Consider the following 17530-nt stretch of genomic DNA (forward strand, 5'->3'; position numbering starts at 1 on the left):
ATTTTCACTACATGTGCGCAAGATTATGACGAGAATAGGCTAAATCGAGCAGTAAATTTTTTAAAATCTCATTGTTCGTTAAAATTTCTAAGGCGCGTTGTTTGCGGACAGCACGTTCACGGCGAGATTCGTGCAGTAGTAGCTCCATCACCGCGTTTTGTAAAATGGACTGCTTCATTTTACGACCTAAACCAATATGAATAAAGCCGTTCATTTCACGGGCAAAGGTATAGTTTAATTCCTGTTCGTGCTGGGCAGTCGTAATACAAGGAATACCAGCAGCGGCTACTTTGTAAGGCGTATAAAGCGCATTACAAATAATTAAATCGGCTGTTGGCATGAGGTGAAGTAGGGCATCAGGACGTTGCACGAGCTCGACATTACGTCGGCTAAGTGCCATCATTTTTAGGCTATCAACATCGTGCTTGTAATCATCATCAATGGCGATTGAAATTTTGAGTGGGATATGTAGCTGCGTTAAGTGGCGTAATGTGCGGTACGTTAAATTATTGGCATCACCGTCTTCAAAGGCAATGACGATGTGAGGGAGTTCACCTTTAATACTACAATCGGCTGCATCATAAATTTCTTGGGCGGTTTGCTGTAAATTTGGCGGCACAGCAAATGCGTAGCTACCAGCAAGCTCTTGTGGAATGGATTCTTCGTGCGGCTCACCGAATAGCGCAATAATATGACAGTCGACAAGCTGTACACCCATTCCAAAATCATCAAAATGAACAATAGTTGAGCAAAACGGACGAATCATCTCGACCTGTTCGAGCTGTGTATCCTTCCCATCATGCACAATTAAATCTGGCTCCAAATCGCGAATTTTCTTTTTTAATTCTATGAAACGATCGAATAAAACAATCGTTAAACCCGTTGTCGCTAGCTTATCAATCAGCGCCTGGTTTTCTGTTTTGATAAATAAAAAAACACTTTCATCCTGCATGAAATTTGCAAGGGTAACGGCGCGTTCTATTGGATACATGCCTTTCGTATCGCAATGCTCGATAATCCATACAATTCTTTTTTTCGGCAATTCAATCCCATCCTTTCCACTATCTCTATAAAATATGGTGGAATATCCGAAAATATGAATATGTACATAACATACACTACGAAAAATGAGGGATAGAGATGAAGGAGATGCGTTCGGCTTTAGTAGTTGGTGCGACCGGCTTAGTCGGTTCCGCTTTAGTAAAATTATTATGCGATAGTGATGAATACGTGGCAGTTAATGTCATTTCGAGGAAGCCGCTCGATTATGTTCATCCGAAGTTAGAGGTCAGATTGCGCGAATTTGATCAAATTGCAGACCATGATATCGAATTTGCGCACGAGGTTTTTTGTTGCTTAGGCACAACGATGAAAAAGGCTGGGTCAAAGGAGCAATTTGAAAAGGTCGATTTCGAATACCCACTTATGATTGCAGCCATGGCAAAAAATCGGGGCATTGGGCATTTTATTGTGATTTCGGCAATGGGTGCAAATGAACAGGCACTTGCGTATTATAGTCGTGTAAAGGGAAAGTTAGAAGCCGAGCTAATTGATATGGATTTCCCGCAATTATCCATTGTTCGTCCATCACTGATTACGGGGGACCGTGGCGAGTTTCGATTGGGGGAATCCATCGGCGCAAAGGCACTGGCTGTGGTGAATCCTCTATTAAAAGGGCCACTGAAAAAATTGCACTCCATTGCAGCCGAGCAAATCGCGCGGGCGATGAAGCTCATTGCCTTACATGGTGACAAGCAGAAGGTGATGATTTATCCATCTGACAAGCTTTTAACAATGGAGCCGCCGTTACAAAAGGAAACAGAGCGGGAAGTAGCCGATAAAGAGGTTGCGTTTAATTGGGATAAATTGAAAAAAGAGGAGCTCCCACCGATAGACGAGGATGTTGTATTTGATCGCAAAAAACGAAAAGAAATGAATCAAGATCGCTAATCGCTACAGTACTGACAAGTTACGACAAAAGACTGAAATTCAAATTATATAAGCAACTACCTATTATCGGGAATCATTATTCTGATACAATAAGGGTACAATGAGTTACATGGAGGAACAGCAATGAAAATTTTACTTGTCGATGGGACAATTTTTGGTCGTAAAACCGGCGTTCTTTTAGAGCAGGTTCAACAATATATTCAAGCCTTTAACCCAGAGTTAGAGCTTGAAATTTTATATTTCTCAAAGCTTCAGCACCAAATTTTAGACGGCAGTCCGCTAAATGAGGATATGAAAAAAATGATTCAAAAATTCGAAGAGGCGGATGGATATATTTTCGCTTCACCGATTTTCCAAGCTTCAATTCCAGGTGTACTAAAAAATGCGTTTGATATGATTCCACCAAAAGCAATGCGCTACAAACCGGCAGCAATCATCGGTAATGGTGGTACGTACCAGCATCATTTAGTATTAGAAAATCAATTACGCCCAATTTTAGACTACTTCCGTTGCCTAGTCACACCAAACTATGTGTACACGCATGCAGATCATTTCGATAAAGACAATAAAATCACCGATGAGGACGTACACAACCGTCTACGCGAATTAGCCCGCGTGTTCGTGCAATATTGTGAAATGACCAAAACCTTATCTAAGCAGGCAGTGGATATTCAATAACCGTAAGCACCCTCGAAATTCGGGGGTTTTTTTTATGCAATTTGGAACTATATAAAAGGATGCGTCATATAAGAAAATAAATGATACGTAAAACAGCACAGCCCCTTCTAGAAAATCAGACTTTTAAATGACGCTTTTCTTTTTATAAAGTGGTAATTTTGACGTAATAAAAGAGAAGAGGTTGATCTTATGAATATAAACCACGTAACAATGTGTGCTTCTAACTATGAAGCAACAAAACAATTCTATGAAACAACACTCCATTTCCCTTTAACTTCAGAGGAACATAACCGTTTTACAATAAAGGTAGGAACATCCATGATTACATTTGTGGAAGCCCCTTTGGAAAAAAGCCCATTCTACCATTTTGCATTTGATGTACCATCCAATCAGTTTGAAGAAGCAAAGGCATGGATAAAAGAGAAAACAGAATTATCCCAGGAGCAAGGGGAGGATGAAGTATATTTTCCTTTCATCGATGCCAAGTCGATTTATTTTGAGGATCCTGCCGGAAACATTGTGGAATTGATTTGTCGCTTTTCAGATGCAAAACCAAGTGAGGAGCCGTTTACTACTGCCTCCTTACAGAAAGTATCTGAGATGAGTATAGTTGTAACGGATAAATTAAACGCCCTTTCAGCATTACAGAAAGTATCCATTTTTGAACGGGACCGTGAAGAAATCTCAGCAGACGGCTTATCTTTTATGGGGGAACGCGAGGATGCGACCTATCTACTATTTGTAAATGAGGGACGTACATGGTATTTCTCAAATAAAAAATCAGCCGCTTATCCTGTCGAGATTATACTAGATGATGGGGTTTCGGTTAAAATTAATGAAAAGTTGGAATTGGCCAGTTCAGTAGACTTGTCAATTTTGTAACCACTATATCATTTAAAAAGGGTTTTTTTCGCAAAAATATTCTATGGTATGATAGTAAGGTTGTGCATCTACTAGGTCACATATTCACATTCATCTAAGAAAGAGGTATTTATGCACGCCACAAAATTATCCAAGCAACATTGGTTACTGATCGTAACACTATCTTTATTAACATTTGTTCTCGGGACAAGCGAATTTGTTATTGTCGGAATCTTAACAGAGATCTCTTCAAGCCTACAGATGACAAATGCAAAAGCAGGCACACTTGTCTCTGCCTTTGCCATTACGTTTGCCATCGCTACACCACTCGTGATGTCAGCAACAAGTCATTTTCCAAAACGAAAATGGATGTTGTTTTTAATAGGAACTTTTATCGTCCTAAATGCTTTGTGCATAATATCGACGAGCTATATCATGCTGCTCACACTTCGCATTATGACAGCGATTGTGACAGGCGTTTTAATCTCTCTAGCTATGATTGTAGCAAGTGAAACCATGCCGATTGAAAAACGCGGACTTGCAATTTCCTTCGTTTTCGGTGGTTTTACACTTGCGAATGTCGTTGGCGTGCCATTGGGTATTGTAATCGCCGGAGAGTACGGCTGGAATGCCACGTTTATGTTAACCACTATCCTCGGAGGATTGGCGTTTTTGGCCTCTTTCTTTGTTTTACCACATAGACTTAGCCAAGTACGCAGCTCGATGCGTGATCAGTTTTCTTTATTGACGAATCCGCGTATATTGATGGCTTTTCTCATTCCTGCACTCGGATTTGGCGCAACATATGCAATCTTTACGTATCTTGTTCCAATCTTGAATGAAATGGGAGCACCAAATAATTCAATTAGTATAATCTTATTTGGGTACGGGTTTATTTCGATTTTTAGTAATATTCTCGCAGGTAAAATTGCGAGCCACAATGCTATCGGTCGCCTTCGATTTGTTTTTCTCGTGCAAGCAATTGTTCTGACAAGCTTATTTTGGACGACCAATCATTTTGTTTTAGGCTTAATAAATATTGGTTTCATGTCGTTAATGGCGATCCTCTTAACAACATCTACTCAGCTATATTTAATTGACCTCGCAGAAATTTATCAGCCAAAAGCAACAGGGCTGGCTGCTTCACTAATGCCAGTGGCAAGCAACGTAGGTATCGCATTTGGTTCGGCATTAGGAGGAATTGTGTACCATCAAGGAAGTTTAATGAATGTAACTTGGGTCGGAGGGATAGTCGCAGTCTGTGCAAGTCTGCTAACCTTCTATAGTTATCATTTAGATAAAAAACAAAAGACAGCAAAATAGAAATGATTAGAAGCAATCTGAAAAACCATGTTTCTTAAAAATTATTTCTATTGTAAAACCACTAAAAACGTTGTTAGTGGTTTTTTCTTTTCCCGTTAGAAAAATCAGCCCTTCTATTGACAGAAAATTCTAACTTCGTATATAATTTTTGGTATTACCAATGAATTTTAATTGTATTACCAAAAGCAAAGGGGAAGAGGAATTGAAAGAAAAAGAACGGTCTTCAGATAAAATTGCGAGCGTATTAATTAAAGCCATATTGGATGGTATTTACGCTGTAGGAAGTACGTTGCCGCCGGAAAGGGAGCTTGCAAAGGAATTTGCTGTTGGCCGTCCAACGATTCGGGAGGCACTTCAACGTTTAGAAAGGGGAGGATGGATAGAGGGGAGAACAGGAATGCCCGCGGTTGTAAATGATTACTGGCACGATGGCAATATTACGACTCTTGTGAATATTATTGAGAATCACCAAACGATAACAGATGAATTTATCTTGTATTTATTAGAATTACGAAGTTCTTTGACGCCCGCTTATATTCGGGATGCGGTTACGTTTAATCAGCCTAAGGTCGTTGCGCTTTTGGCCAATCTAGAGCAGCTTGAGGATCGGGCAGAAAGCTATGCAGCATTTGATTGGGCGTTGCAAAAAAGATGTGCTGCCCTTGCCGTCAATCCAATCTATCTACTCATCTTAAATAGCTTCGATTCCATTTATCTAGATATGGCGGAAATCTATTTTTCTGTAAAGGATCATCGAGAGCTGTCCTTCAATTATTATCATGAATTATTAAAAGCTGCGTTAAAGGGAGATGCGATGGAGGTGGAGCAGTTAACGAAGACAACAATGGAAAAAAGCTTGGCTCTCTGGAAAAATCGAAAAAAATAAAAACGCTGGAGGTATGGTAAATGAAATTGAAATATATGAAAGAATATTTTTCTTATCCTGATATATTAATCATGAGCTGTCTGTTCCTCATTAGCTTTGGCTATATGCTGTTAAATTTCACCTCAATTATTATTTTGGGTACCTTTATTCTTGGCATGATTATGTATTCCTTAGCGGAGTATTTGATACACAGATTTGTTTTTCATCTAAAGCCACCAAAAAATGCATTTCTGTTAAAAATCCTAAAACGTTTACATTATGACCACCATGCCAATCCAAATGAATTGCATTTATTATTTTTACCTTTATGGTATAGTGTGCCGAACATTGCAGTGGCAGCGGCCATTTTTTATGTGATTTCCTCTAGCGTTGTCATGACGAATGCATTTACTGCAGGGATTATGTTCTTTTTATTATATTATGAGTGGAAGCATTACATCGCGCATCGCCCCCTACAGCCAATCTCACCATGGGGGCGTTGGATGAAAAAAGTTCATTTATTGCATCATTTCAAAAATGAGAATTACTGGTATGGTGTTACGAACCCAGCCTATGATTATCTCATGGGGACCTTTAAAAACCAAAAGGATGTTGCGCAAAGTAAAACGGCTAAAAACTTAGAGAAACGTGGGGAATAGAGGGGCGAATTATAAAAGTAATGCATGCAAGAAGGTTCATTTATACTAAAACTGTGCCAGCCCACATCAGGACTGGCACTTTGTTTTTTCTTTATCGTATTCTTAAGGTATAATTGATTTTAAGAGGTGATAAAATGGATACTCCTATTTATAGATTTCAAGATATGATAGATTATTTTGATCGTAAAGGTATTACATATACATCAGGTACAGAAGATATTGTATCTTTTCTGTCTAAAAATAATTATTTTTTTAAGCTTATCTCTTATAGAAAAAACTTCACTAAAAACAATAAAGACCAATATACTAATGTTTCTTTCGAATTATTAAGCGATTTAGCATCTTTAGATATGCAATTACGCTACCTCTTAATGAAAATGGCTTTAGATTTAGAACATAGAATTAAAACTATAATACTTGCTGAAATCACCAATAATCTTACAGAAGATGGGTATTCTATTATTGATACATTTATAGCAACATCTAAAGACCCAACTAAAAGAAAAAAAGACATACTCGGCTATTCAAAATACTCCAAGTACAGTTCCACGCTTTACGAAAAATATAAAGCACATACACCTATCTGGGTTGCTTTTGAAACAATGTCTTTTGGGACTCTTATTGATTTTGTTGAGTTTTATTTAAAGCGTAATGCCGAATCCGAATATCATTATTTAAGTAAGAATCTATATTCAATTAAAAATATAAGAAACACAGCTGCTCATAGTTCTTCTCTTTTAAATGAAATTGTTGAAGATATTGAGCAATTTGATAGTAGTGAACTCGTTACTACATATGTATACAAAAGAATCCGTAATAAAACTTCCGCTAAAAAGAAACTAAACAATTTCAGAATTTATGATATGACAGTTCTCTATATTATCTATGATCAGTTAATGCCTAAAGGTAGAACAAAATCAGAAAGAAAAAAAGAAATCTATAAATTTTTACTTCGAGCAAGAAGAAATAATGATTTATATTTAAAACATAATCAACTTCATTCTATCTATACATTTTTCTGCAAAATTATCTTGCCTAAATAAAATTACTTGCATTTAAATCTGTTTTAAACATATAATAAAGTACATGAAAAAATCCGTACGCGATTTGTAAAGGCTGATTTTCTAAAAAGAAAATCGGCCTTAGTTTTTTTTTCGCATCTACCTACGACACAATTTACCGAAACCTAAGTAAATGGCAGTTTCAAACCGCACTCAAATATAAATTTAACGAAGCTTCAACTTCCTTTGCGACAAGTTCAACAAATTCCTCGTAATTCTCGGTTGTATGTGCCTTATCTAAAGCATTGTAGTACGCTAAACGATTTTCGACACGAATAACAATTGGGGGATAACCTGATTTCATTAATCCTAAGTTTAATAAAAGGCGAGACATACGCCCATTGCCATCAATAAATGGATGGATCCCAACAAAAATTGCATGTAGCATAGCACCTCGTACAATGGGATGTAAATTTTGCGCTTCTCCGTCATACCAAGTCATTAAAGCATCCATTTGCTCTTGAATTTTAAAGGGTGGTGGCGGTGTATGAGCAGCCCCTGAAATAAAGACTTGCTGATCTCGGTAAACACCCGCATAGCTATCATCAATCCCTTTTAAAACAAGTCGATGTAAGTTTTTAACTTGCCATTCTGAAAAAGGCTCTTCTTTATGCACGACATCTTCAACATAAGAAATCGCATCTCGGTGATTGATGACTTCTAAATGTTCTCTCATCGTCTTACCACCAACCGTAATGCCTTCAAGTACGACCTTTGTTTCATTAATAGTTAAGGTATTGCCCTCGATCGCATTTGAGTTATACGTCCATTCTAAAAATAACTTTTCACGTAGGCTTTGTACGGTATATTTCGGTAGTGGCCTTTTTACATCCAACTGCTGTTTCTTTAAATCCATTTGTTTGAACAAAATTTTCATCTCCTTTATAGATGAATGTTTATTAATTATCATATTATATGTTAATCTCTTTTTGTCTATTTCTAATGAGAAAATTCTAAAACGATACAGTTCGCATAATATATCTAAGTATGGATTTTATTTATCATTCAAATCTTACATCATTTGAATATTACTTTATCTTTTCCAAATTTAAAATTTGAAGCGTATCTCCATGTCGAATAATGACTTCTTCTTCACTCCACTTTTTAATATACGATTTAAATGTCTTTTTGTTGTGCCAATCAAATGAAGCGACTTCATCTAACGTTCGTGTTTCAATCTACTCAATATTTACCTCAACAGATGCAAATGTGCACTAATAGGCTGTTAAACATGTAGCTACAGAAGATAGGGCATTTACAAGGAAGCTGTCGCAGAAACAACGTTGCAGCAAATAAATGAGCCCTTTATTAGATAACAAAAGAGCTTAGAGAACATTGATTATTTATGTCCTTTAAGCTCTTTTCAAAAACTTCACTTACTTATGATACGGTTCACCGTGACAATTTAAGAGGCAAAACACAAACTAAACGAGCTTGCAACCACAAGCTCGTTGTTTGTTTTCTTCTATATAAAGAATCACTGTTAGTACAATAAGGACTTTTTCTATTCATTCATATAATGTAACAGTTTTTCGAAAAAATCATTGCTAACAGTTAGTTGATATCGTCTTTCAAGAAGTTTATACAGTTCTATAATGAAGAGTAAGGAATTTTTGTACGCTTCGTGTAGTTCTGATTTCTCTAATCGAGCAGTAGTCTTTCTAAACTTTTCATAGCTTTCAGAACTAATTTCCTTTTCAAGATTTTTAGTCATATTGAGCCAGTTATCAGCGTTTTCTTCCACTATTCGAATGAGTTGCAGAATGCTTTTTTGGAATTGTGATAGAAGTTCCAACGAACGAGCGTATTCTCCTCTTTTGAGAACATTAATCCCCATCAACCATAGGTTAGAAAAATTATTCAATAAAAAATTAACGTTTTCTTCTGTCAGTCTTTTTGGCCCTGAACCGCCTAATCCTGATAAATACTGCTCTAATTGTCCTGTTTCATCATAAATGAACATAGATTTTGTATCAGGAAAGAAACCCGTTTCTTTGAACGAAGGAATGATATTCATTTCCCTTTCAGAAAGGAAATGAAATTCACCACGTATTAGATTTTCAAAAATCACTACTTCCGTACCGTACTCATTTTGGTAGAGTAATGAGTATGGAGCGACTTCATATAGCCATTTTGCTGAATCAAAAGTGGAAACCGTGTCATCTTTTAGGAAAACATAAAATTCTATATCAGAGTATTGATCGCCCTCTCCTTTTGTAAAAGAGCCATACATCATACAAGCAGATATGTTTTTATCTAACTCGACCAGTTTCTTAACCCTTGCTATTAGTTCTTTTTGTTTTAACAATTTAATCTCCTCTTTCTTAATTTAGTTTAGGGAGAATAAAAAATCCTCCCAAATGATTTTGGAAGGATTAGTCAAATAGCATTTTTACCATACTCAAATAAAGCCATTTAGCTATTTAGCATTAAAGTAATATAGTATATAGAAAAATGGGCAGACTAATCCTAAATTTTTTAATCTGAAATATGCTATTTCAAATTCTGAAAAATTAGGTTAGTTCTTCATTGTCCACCCATCATTCCTTTCATTTATAGTATAACAATTTTAACATCTCTAAATTAAGAATTCAAGTTATAGTAGCTAACAATCAAAACTACAAACTGTGAAGAAATATACTTAAACTCTATTGCCCCTATAGTTTAAGTGGGTTCCTCTTTAACTTATTTTAATCGATTTTTCTTTATGAATTCATCGAAGTCGCTATCAACATTCTTTACTAACCGATTTTGATTAAACTTCTCATTATATTGTTCCTTTCAATTTCTATACTGTTGCCTTCTAAACGAATTTCAATTCTCACACAATTTGTTCAACTAATATTTTTTTTACTTCTCACAGTTTGTGAATACAAATATATGCAAATGTCTAATCGAATAACAATTATAATCACTAATCTAATTTGAAATAGATGCGCAAACATATTGCGATTATGAATACAATTGCAATACAACTCACTGGCAAATATATTCATGAATAACTTTACGATTATATTCAAACAGTAATTGCTTATCTAATTACAGTTCTATTCGCACATCTACTTTAAATCAATACATAAATATATTATTACGAATAATACAGTCACAATATAATTCGCATACAAGTTTAACCGCGAATAGATTTCCGATTTCATTTGGAACAGAATCGCATATTTCAACCAAATAGCAGTTGTTATTTAAACTTCGTGTATAAGTCATTCAATGGGTTTTTAAAGTGACGTGGAGCTTGAGGATAGTTCTTTGGAATCGTGATAGGGTTTATATTTAAGTCGCCTAAATAATTTAGCATTTTATTATAAACGTATTTTGAGTAGGAACGTTGTAAGCCCCCAATCAAATAACGCATATAAACACCCTGGCACCTCCGGTACGATAAACGTATCAATTTAAGGAGGTGCTTTTTTATGCCAACGAATCAACCGACAATTGTGCCAGTTTATCTGGATCCTCTGCCAACCAAACAATCTTCGATGTCTTCTTTCCCACATGCAGCTGGGCCAAGCTGTGTGATTAAAACCGCTGCGGCTGAAATTTCCTTTTTCAATGGTGTAGAGGAGCGCATCATTCAAGCCGTGATAAAGGAGCTGATTCAAAAATGAAGCACGATTTTACGCGTGTGCAAAATATTTATATTGTCTGTGGAAAAACAGACATGCGTAAAGGGATTGATGGTCTAGCGACCCTCGTTCAAGATTCATTTGAACTCGATCCTTTTAGTGACTCGATTTTTTTATTTTCAGGTACAAGTAAGGACCGCTATAAGTGTCTTTATTTTGATGGGGATGGCTTTGCGTTGCTTTATAAAAGGCTAGACAGTGGCCGATTACAATGGCCGAAAAATGAAAAAGAAGTGCGCAATCTCTCTCAACAGGAATTGCGTTGGTTATTAGAAGGCTTATCTCTTCAACAACCAAAAGCGATTTTAAAATCTGCAAAAGGTGCCTTTTAATCCTAACCTTCCAAATGGTATAATTAACCTCATATTATTCGAACGGAAATGTGGTGAATCAGATGAGTGCAGAAGCAACTGAAAAAATAATTCAGTTATTAGAAGAACAACTCGCTTTTATGAAACAACAAAATCAAGAGCTTTCGAAAAAATTAGATGCATCGTTCGCCCAAAATAAATACTTATCTGAACAAGTTCGCCAATTAACAAAAATGATTTATGGTTCACGCTCAGAGAAGTCAAAATACCAAGCACCCGATGGGCAAGTCTCGCTATTTGAGGATGACCCATCTTTTAATGATTCTGAGCAAACAGAAGAACAAAGCACGGAAACTGTAACCTATACAGTGACCCGTTTAAATAAAAAGAAAAAGCGCAATGATTCATTCATAGAAGGTGTGGAAGTAGAGGAAATTCACCATCATCCAACCAATCTCGAATGTGACTGTTGCCAAAATCAACTACAAAAAATTGGCTCCACAATTGCTCGGGAAGAAGCAACATTTATTCCAGCTAAGTTGGTGCGCGTGCAGCATATTGAGCATGCCTATGAGTGTAAGCAATGTAAAAAAGATAACGAGCAAAGTTCGTTTATTCAACGCGGAAAAGCGCCAACGGCGGCGATTCCTCGTAGCATTGCAGGGCCAACGGTGTTGGCAAAAGTAATTTATGATAAATTCTCGCTTTATCTACCGCTTTATCGTCAAGTCAAAGAGTGGACACGTGCAGGATTAATCACGAATGATAAAAATCTTTCGAATTGGGTCATTCGTGTAGCTGAAGATTGGCTATTGCCAATTTACGAGGAAATGAAAAATGTCCTTTCGGCCAAAACACTGCTTCATATTGATGAAACGGTTGCTAAAGTATTAAATCGTTCCGATGGAAAACGTCCACAATCAAATGCGTATAACTGGGTATTCCGATCCGTTCCAACAGAGGGGCCAGTGGTTATTCTATTTGAGCATGCATTAACGAGAAGTCGAACGGTATTGGAGAACTATTTGGCTGACTTTAAAGGCACGGTTATTTGTGATGGTTACGCTGCCTATGATAAGTTATCCAACATTACGTTCGCTAACTGTTGGGCGCACGTTCGACGCTATTGGGGAAAGGTTGAAAGCAAGAATGGGCGTATTGGCTTGGCTTACTGCAACAAACTCTATGTATTAGAACAAAAATTCAAAGGACTACCACCGAAGCAACGACAAAAAATGCGATGGCGATATGCAAGAAAGGTTATTCGTAAGTTTTTTGGCTGGCTTGAAAAGTCACAGTTCTTTGGTAAAAATGCATTAGCTACGGCAACCGAGTATACGTTGAATAGAAGAAAAGAGCTGAAAGCCTTCCTGTATAATGGGCAGATCGAAATTGATAATAACCCAGCAGAAAATGCGATTCGTCCAACGGTAATCGGTCGAAAAAATTGGCTCTTCTCTGTAAGTGAGGCGGGTGCAAAAGCGAATGCGATTTGTTTGAGTTTAGCGGAAACAGCAAAAGCAAACGGAATTGATTTCTATCAATACCTGGTAAAGCTTTTAACGGAACTGCCGAATTTACCAATTCACCAGCAACCTGAATTATTACAAGAGTACATGCCTTGGTCGGCTAAAATTCAAGCAACATGTGCCAAAATCAAAGCAGCATAATAGCCAGCTTTCTGAAAAAAACGTCAGAAAGCTGGCTATTTGTCGTGCGTGCAGTCAGGTGCGCTTGTTTTTTGAATTCGGGCTTACGGAACGTTTTGCTGTCGATAAACTTTTATAGGCGGACTTTTTAAGGAATTCTTTAAGAAGCGCTTTATCAGTAGCTTTTAGTGGCGCGTAGCCGATCCACTTTTCGGCATATGCATATTTATAATAATCTCCTTGAGGATAAATACTTAAAAGATAGGATTTCAAGTAAGAATAGTAAACACTTTCTTTGAAGTAGCTTTCCAATTTCATTGGAATAGGGGTTTTACATCTCTTACTTGCCTTATAGTATAAGTGATTATAAAGAAGCCTTACTTCAAAACGTATTACGTCTTTTTCATAAGGTTGAAGTTTACAGCGCTTTGCAAACCTTTCAGCTTCTTTATCATACGCAGTTGTTACTACCGATTGCGAATTATGATAAACCGTCGTATTAAAGTCTTCGAATTCACCTGAAGCATTTTTCTTACCTGTACACTTTATTTGATGACGGTATTTTTCAACATGTTTCTTAATTAAATGGAAATATAACTTGCGCAATTGTTTATTTTCAATTGTTACATCGAATCGGTAGTCTAATCTCGCGAGTATGTGAGAATCGTAATGCGTTGCGTGATTAAACAACAGTATTAAGCACTCAAGTATATTTAACTTGATCTCCCTGTAATCCGTTTCAGTTATGTCAGATTTTTGTAACAGCGCCACCGCATCAACAAACAATGATAAATACCATCTCCCATGTCCTTTTGTGATTTGAGGGACTAACGCAAAATTAAAGTATTCACCGTATACCTTTTGGAAATATTGATTTAAATGTTTGTAATCCGTTCCAAATTTAATTTGCGCTACGTTTACATCTTCATCAGTAATTGGAAACTTCATTAAAAAAGTATGAATCATATGTGATCACTCCTAATCTATTAGTATGTAATTAGGTTTATCTAACTCTGTGATTTCATAGTATTTAGGAGTTTATTTTTTTCCCAATTCAAATATATTTATTCTTCACGAGAACGTGCGCACGAGGACACAAAGCACCGCTAATAATGAAGCTTGTCGCGCCAAATCAATATGCCATTTTCAACGAACAAATATATATGAGAATAAAAATGAAAGGGATAAATTATGATTGTGGGAATTTAGAGGTTTTCAAAAGACATTATACATACAATTTATTATTTGAAAAGCCCTTCTAATGTCGGACACTGTTCAATACAAAAAAGACCGAGAACATACCGTCCTCGGCATAGAAGTCATTTTAAATTCTTCAACTTATTAATTGCATTACCTAACTCAGAAAGTTCATGCCACTGCGATTCTCTGCTCCATTCAAATTCAACTATCCTTTCTATCATGTTCAATACCATCATTGTTTCTTCTCTCGTCAAAATCTTATCTGCCACTCGTAACGGCGACTTAAACATTAATGAGTAAAGATCCAAGACTCCCTCCTGCTCAGCTAACCCTTCTGCCAAGGTCATTAAATCTACCTTGAGCGCGCGCGACAGCTCCATCAAAATTGGAAAAGACGGACACTGCTTTTCGCTGCGCTCCAAGCGTGAAATATACGAGGGGCTAATTCCTGTCGCCGCGCTCAATTGTTGCAACGTCATGCCACGTGCTTTACGCAAACGTTTCAATTTCTCCGCAAATGCTTCATCAAATACTTTTACCGCTTTCATATCTTTGATTCCCCCTAACATATACCGATCTGGTATTCCAATATTTGTGTTTTTATATTTTAATTAGATTAAAGTTTTTTATAACTTCTAAATAGAAATGAAACATATAAATTAGGAGATGTTTTATGTATATTCATGCTATTATCAAATTCGGAAATCGAAAGTGGATGGATGAATTTCAAAAAGGAAAAATACATTTTAAGCAACTTAAACAGTTTCAAGACTTTGAAAAAAAACATGATAATGCAAAGCGCGGAGATAAATATGAGGGCGCTCATATGGTTCTTTCGCCAGCACAAAACAAAATAGTTATTGGAAATTATGAGTTAGATAGCAATGACTTAGTGGGACCAATACGTACTTATAAAAATTCATCTTCCAAGAATCCTATTTTTTGCTTATATGCGCTTACAGAAGAAATTGTAGAATCATTTTTAACATCCAATAGAACATTTTTAATCGATCCTAAAGTTCAAACTTTTGGTGACACCGCTGTATATATAACGGATTTTAAAGAATTTCTTAATAGATTTGAATCTGCTCTCAACAAGCAATTAGGTATAGGTTATAGCCGAGGTCTTGTTGAATATGTCGATGTTAATGAGGTTAATGGCGAATGGGGAGCTTTTCGTAAACCAAGAGAGTATGATTTTCAATCTGAATATAGACTTTTAATAAACTCACCTATTAATGACCCGAGTATTGACCTGGATATTGGTGATATAAGTGACATAACCATCTCTATGCCTATCGAAAGCATTCAAAGTATAGAACTCCAGACTAAACTTTAATTCTAATGCATAGACATTTCTCGGACAGTTTTTCTATTGACAAATGAAAAAATTTTTTTAAAATTACAATTATAAAATTGCATATAGACATTTAACATATGATTTTTTTATGGTTTTTGTATATTTTAACTGGTTTATTTAGATACATGTTTTTACTTAAAATGCTTGATAGCTCACTGGGATTTTTGCGCCCATTTTTGGCTAACTGCGCATTTTAATACATGTGTTTCTAAATAAGCCAGTTTTTTGTGCCTTCCCCCTTACATAGGCTATTGAAGCTTTTTCTTCGTTAGCCTTCCTCAATAAATTCCACGAAAGGATGACCTCTTATGAAACAATCCCCTTCTCTAAACTTCCACGAAGAAATCGAAAAACAATTACTAATTGGTACCGATCTTGAAAAGTACCATGCTCGCCATTTTTTAAATACCCTCTCAGAAATGATCCTTAAATATGAAAAAAACCTTTGCGAACAACATAAACAAGATCAATTAGGAGCGTGATATATATGCGTGCAGTAGGTTATGTTCGAGTAAGTACAGATAAACAATTAGATAACACTTCTATCGCAAAGCAAACCGAAGAAATTAAAAGATACTGTGACTCTAATGACATTACACTCGTTCATATCTTTGACGAAGGTGCTAAATCCGCGAAATCCTTTAGAAATCGCGATGCATTTAAGGAATTATATTCGTTCATTATGGACAAGAAAAATAAAATTGATTGTGTCGTTGTATATGACTCAGACCGTATTTCGCGCGACAATTTAGAGGCTCTTTACATTTATAAGCGCCTCAACGAAGAAGAAATACGACTCATTTGTATTGCTGATAACATCGATACAAGCGACCCGCGTTCAAAGATTCTCTATCAAATCATGTCGTTAGTGGCTGAGCTGGAAAGAGATATGATTATTTTCAGGACGAGTTCAGGCATGGAAAAGAGAGCTTCGGAAGGACATTTTAATGGCGGTATCATTTACGGCTACACATCCTCAAATAAAAAGTTAAAGATTGTCCCTGAAGAAGCAAAAGTTGTAAGCTTTATTTTCGATAAATACGCAAACGAACAATGGGGTTATAAAAAGATTGCATCTGCATTAAATACGTTAGGGATTCGTACAAAGAAAGATAATTATTGGACCATTTTTGCTGTAAAGACCATTCTTAGTAATCCTATATATATCGGGAATATGAAATGGCGCGGTGAATTAAGGAAGGGCAAACACGCTCCTATTATAGATGTGACATTATGGGAAAAAGCTCAGAGTATCATGAAATTAAATAGTCATCTTCATGAAAAGATTCACCCTGGTAGCTTTCCGCTGTCTGGTTTATTAAGATGCCCCCAATGTGGCGCGCCAATGGTTCAAGGAAACAGCAGTCCGAAGTATAAATATTATCAATGCTCTCGCAACAAAAATAGCGGTTCCTCTGCCTGCTTAGCAAACCTTATCTCAAAGGAATACGCTGAAAAAGCTGTATATGAGCAAGTTTTCACTACCCTTCAAAAGCATAATCTAATAGAGCCATTAATTAATACACTCCATTCCTATTCCATAAATGAAGTTATGCCTTTGCAACAGCAAATAAAGAAACAGGAAGCAGACTTGGTAGATTTAAAGCGAAAAAGAAAAGAACTCATAAATTGGCGCATGCGGGACATTATCACAGAAGAAATCTTTGAAGAGGAGATGCACGATTTACAGCAAGAAGAGCAAGCACTTGTAAAGCAAATAGAAAGCTTGAATCAACAGATAAAACTTAGTGATAAACAATTCTTAACAACTATTGTTGCGAATTCATTGAAGGACTTCTTACAATTTTTCAGCATGATAAAAGATGATGATAAGAAAATTCTTTTACAATCTTTAATTAAAAAAATCCACGTTAATCCAGGTGACAAACCCAAGAACCGAACAATTAAGGACATCATTTATAAATTTGATTTAACGTATTTAAATCAGGTTATTTAGAGAAAGGTGCGCATCCTT

Annotated in this window: 18 protein-coding genes; 13 read left to right on the forward strand and 5 right to left on the reverse strand. The window is 36.3% G+C overall.

The features are described 5' to 3' along the window. Positions 1 to 7: 7 nt before the first annotated feature. Positions 8 to 1042 (reverse strand): PseG/SpsG family protein, encoded by a 1035-nt coding sequence (locus tag MKX47_RS02105; RefSeq protein WP_340770586.1) that lies wholly within the window; start codon positions 1040 to 1042, stop codon positions 8 to 10. Positions 1043 to 1140: 98 nt separating this feature from the next. On the opposite strand from MKX47_RS02105, the gene MKX47_RS02110 reads away from it, so the two are divergent. The 7 genes from MKX47_RS02110 (at position 1141) to MKX47_RS02140 (ending at position 7379) form a co-directional block, all read left to right on the forward strand. Further along, positions 1141 to 1950: an NAD(P)H-binding protein gene (locus tag MKX47_RS02110; RefSeq protein WP_340770588.1), complete on the forward strand. Its 810-nt coding sequence runs from the start codon at positions 1141 to 1143 to the stop codon at positions 1948 to 1950. Between the two features lie 123 nt (positions 1951 to 2073). Beyond that, on the forward strand, positions 2074 to 2628 hold the full coding sequence (locus tag MKX47_RS02115; protein WP_340770590.1) for an NADPH-dependent FMN reductase: 555 nt from the start codon (positions 2074 to 2076) through the stop codon (positions 2626 to 2628). A 189-nt stretch (positions 2629 to 2817) separates the two neighbouring features. Then, the gene (locus tag MKX47_RS02120; RefSeq protein ID WP_340770592.1) at positions 2818 to 3510 is read left to right on the forward strand and encodes a VOC family protein; all 693 of its coding nucleotides are present in this window, start codon (positions 2818 to 2820) and stop codon (positions 3508 to 3510) included. Between the two features lie 111 nt (positions 3511 to 3621). Then, complete coding sequence (locus MKX47_RS02125) at positions 3622 to 4812, forward strand: MFS transporter (protein WP_340770595.1); 1191 nt, start codon at positions 3622 to 3624, stop codon at positions 4810 to 4812. Positions 4813 to 5014: 202 nt separating this feature from the next. Continuing rightward, positions 5015 to 5698 carry a GntR family transcriptional regulator gene (locus MKX47_RS02130; RefSeq protein ID WP_340770597.1) on the forward strand — a complete coding sequence of 228 codons (684 nt, stop codon included), beginning with the start codon at positions 5015 to 5017 and terminating at the stop codon, positions 5696 to 5698. A gap of 20 nt (positions 5699 to 5718) precedes the next feature. After that, entirely contained in the window at positions 5719 to 6336 is a 618-nt protein-coding gene (locus MKX47_RS02135) for a sterol desaturase family protein (RefSeq protein ID WP_340770599.1), read from the forward strand. 134 nt (positions 6337 to 6470) lie between these two features. Further along, positions 6471 to 7379 (forward strand): Abi family protein, encoded by a 909-nt coding sequence (locus MKX47_RS02140; RefSeq protein ID WP_340770601.1) that lies wholly within the window; start codon positions 6471 to 6473, stop codon positions 7377 to 7379. Positions 7380 to 7539: 160 nt separating this feature from the next. Here the strand turns inward: MKX47_RS02140 and MKX47_RS02145 are convergent, their stop codons facing one another. Next, entirely contained in the window at positions 7540 to 8265 is a 726-nt protein-coding gene (locus MKX47_RS02145; RefSeq protein ID WP_340770603.1) for a Fic family protein, read from the reverse strand. 636 nt (positions 8266 to 8901) lie between these two features. Further along, on the reverse strand, positions 8902 to 9705 hold the full coding sequence (locus MKX47_RS02150) for a lincosamide nucleotidyltransferase Lnu(B) (RefSeq protein ID WP_340770605.1): 804 nt from the start codon (positions 9703 to 9705) through the stop codon (positions 8902 to 8904). Between the two features lie 1117 nt (positions 9706 to 10822). Between MKX47_RS02150 and MKX47_RS02155 the strand changes: the two genes are divergently transcribed. From MKX47_RS02155 to tnpC, 3 genes are all read left to right on the forward strand, one after another. After that, positions 10823 to 11017, forward strand: coding sequence for a hypothetical protein (locus MKX47_RS02155; RefSeq protein WP_340770610.1), 195 nt, complete (start codon positions 10823 to 10825; stop codon positions 11015 to 11017). Then, positions 11014 to 11367 (forward strand): IS66 family insertion sequence element accessory protein TnpB, encoded by a 354-nt coding sequence (gene tnpB, locus MKX47_RS02160; RefSeq protein ID WP_340770612.1) that lies wholly within the window; start codon positions 11014 to 11016, stop codon positions 11365 to 11367. The genes MKX47_RS02155 and tnpB overlap by 4 nt, the downstream gene beginning before the upstream one ends. Positions 11368 to 11429: 62 nt before the next feature. Then, complete coding sequence (gene tnpC / locus MKX47_RS02165) at positions 11430 to 13016, forward strand: IS66 family transposase (protein ID WP_340770614.1); 1587 nt, start codon at positions 11430 to 11432, stop codon at positions 13014 to 13016. A gap of 54 nt (positions 13017 to 13070) precedes the next feature. Here the strand turns inward: tnpC and MKX47_RS02170 are convergent, their stop codons facing one another. Beyond that, on the reverse strand, positions 13071 to 13961 hold the full coding sequence (locus MKX47_RS02170; RefSeq protein WP_340770615.1) for a hypothetical protein: 891 nt from the start codon (positions 13959 to 13961) through the stop codon (positions 13071 to 13073). Between the two features lie 353 nt (positions 13962 to 14314). Then, the gene (locus tag MKX47_RS02175; RefSeq protein ID WP_340733562.1) at positions 14315 to 14743 is read right to left on the reverse strand and encodes a helix-turn-helix domain-containing protein; all 429 of its coding nucleotides are present in this window, start codon (positions 14741 to 14743) and stop codon (positions 14315 to 14317) included. 125 nt (positions 14744 to 14868) lie between these two features. Between MKX47_RS02175 and MKX47_RS02180 the strand changes: the two genes are divergently transcribed. From MKX47_RS02180 to MKX47_RS02190, 3 genes are all read left to right on the forward strand, one after another. After that, positions 14869 to 15534 (forward strand): hypothetical protein, encoded by a 666-nt coding sequence (locus MKX47_RS02180; RefSeq protein ID WP_340733564.1) that lies wholly within the window; start codon positions 14869 to 14871, stop codon positions 15532 to 15534. 329 nt (positions 15535 to 15863) lie between these two features. Further along, on the forward strand, positions 15864 to 16037 hold the full coding sequence (locus MKX47_RS02185; protein ID WP_340770616.1) for a hypothetical protein: 174 nt from the start codon (positions 15864 to 15866) through the stop codon (positions 16035 to 16037). Positions 16038 to 16042: 5 nt separating this feature from the next. After that, the gene (locus tag MKX47_RS02190; RefSeq protein WP_340770617.1) at positions 16043 to 17512 is read left to right on the forward strand and encodes a recombinase family protein; all 1470 of its coding nucleotides are present in this window, start codon (positions 16043 to 16045) and stop codon (positions 17510 to 17512) included. Positions 17513 to 17530 lie beyond the last annotated feature (18 nt).

It is taken from the genome of Solibacillus sp. FSL R7-0668, from assembly GCF_038006205.1.
In the GTDB taxonomy this organism is placed as follows: domain Bacteria; phylum Bacillota; class Bacilli; order Bacillales_A; family Planococcaceae; genus Solibacillus.

What these genes read in the sequence shown, in the direction of transcription:
- MKX47_RS02135 (WP_340770599.1), top strand. Translation starts at nt 5,719, where the DNA reads ATGAAATTGAAATATATGAAAGAATATTTTTCTTATCCTGATATATTA.
- MKX47_RS02110 (WP_340770588.1), top strand. Translation starts at nt 1,141, where the DNA reads ATGAAGGAGATGCGTTCGGCTTTAGTAGTTGGTGCGACCGGCTTAGTC.
- MKX47_RS02140 (WP_340770601.1), top strand. Translation starts at nt 6,471, where the DNA reads ATGGATACTCCTATTTATAGATTTCAAGATATGATAGATTATTTTGAT.
- MKX47_RS02190 (WP_340770617.1), top strand. Translation starts at nt 16,043, where the DNA reads ATGCGTGCAGTAGGTTATGTTCGAGTAAGTACAGATAAACAATTAGAT.
- tnpC (WP_340770614.1), top strand. Translation starts at nt 11,430, where the DNA reads ATGAGTGCAGAAGCAACTGAAAAAATAATTCAGTTATTAGAAGAACAA.
- MKX47_RS02185 (WP_340770616.1), top strand. Translation starts at nt 15,864, where the DNA reads ATGAAACAATCCCCTTCTCTAAACTTCCACGAAGAAATCGAAAAACAA.
- MKX47_RS02115 (WP_340770590.1), top strand. Translation starts at nt 2,074, where the DNA reads ATGAAAATTTTACTTGTCGATGGGACAATTTTTGGTCGTAAAACCGGC.
- MKX47_RS02170 (WP_340770615.1), bottom strand. Translation starts at nt 13,961, where the DNA reads ATGATTCATACTTTTTTAATGAAGTTTCCAATTACTGATGAAGATGTA.
- MKX47_RS02155 (WP_340770610.1), top strand. Translation starts at nt 10,823, where the DNA reads ATGCCAACGAATCAACCGACAATTGTGCCAGTTTATCTGGATCCTCTG.
- tnpB (WP_340770612.1), top strand. Translation starts at nt 11,014, where the DNA reads ATGAAGCACGATTTTACGCGTGTGCAAAATATTTATATTGTCTGTGGA.
- MKX47_RS02125 (WP_340770595.1), top strand. Translation starts at nt 3,622, where the DNA reads ATGCACGCCACAAAATTATCCAAGCAACATTGGTTACTGATCGTAACA.
- MKX47_RS02120 (WP_340770592.1), top strand. Translation starts at nt 2,818, where the DNA reads ATGAATATAAACCACGTAACAATGTGTGCTTCTAACTATGAAGCAACA.
- MKX47_RS02175 (WP_340733562.1), bottom strand. Translation starts at nt 14,743, where the DNA reads ATGAAAGCGGTAAAAGTATTTGATGAAGCATTTGCGGAGAAATTGAAA.
- MKX47_RS02180 (WP_340733564.1), top strand. Translation starts at nt 14,869, where the DNA reads ATGTATATTCATGCTATTATCAAATTCGGAAATCGAAAGTGGATGGAT.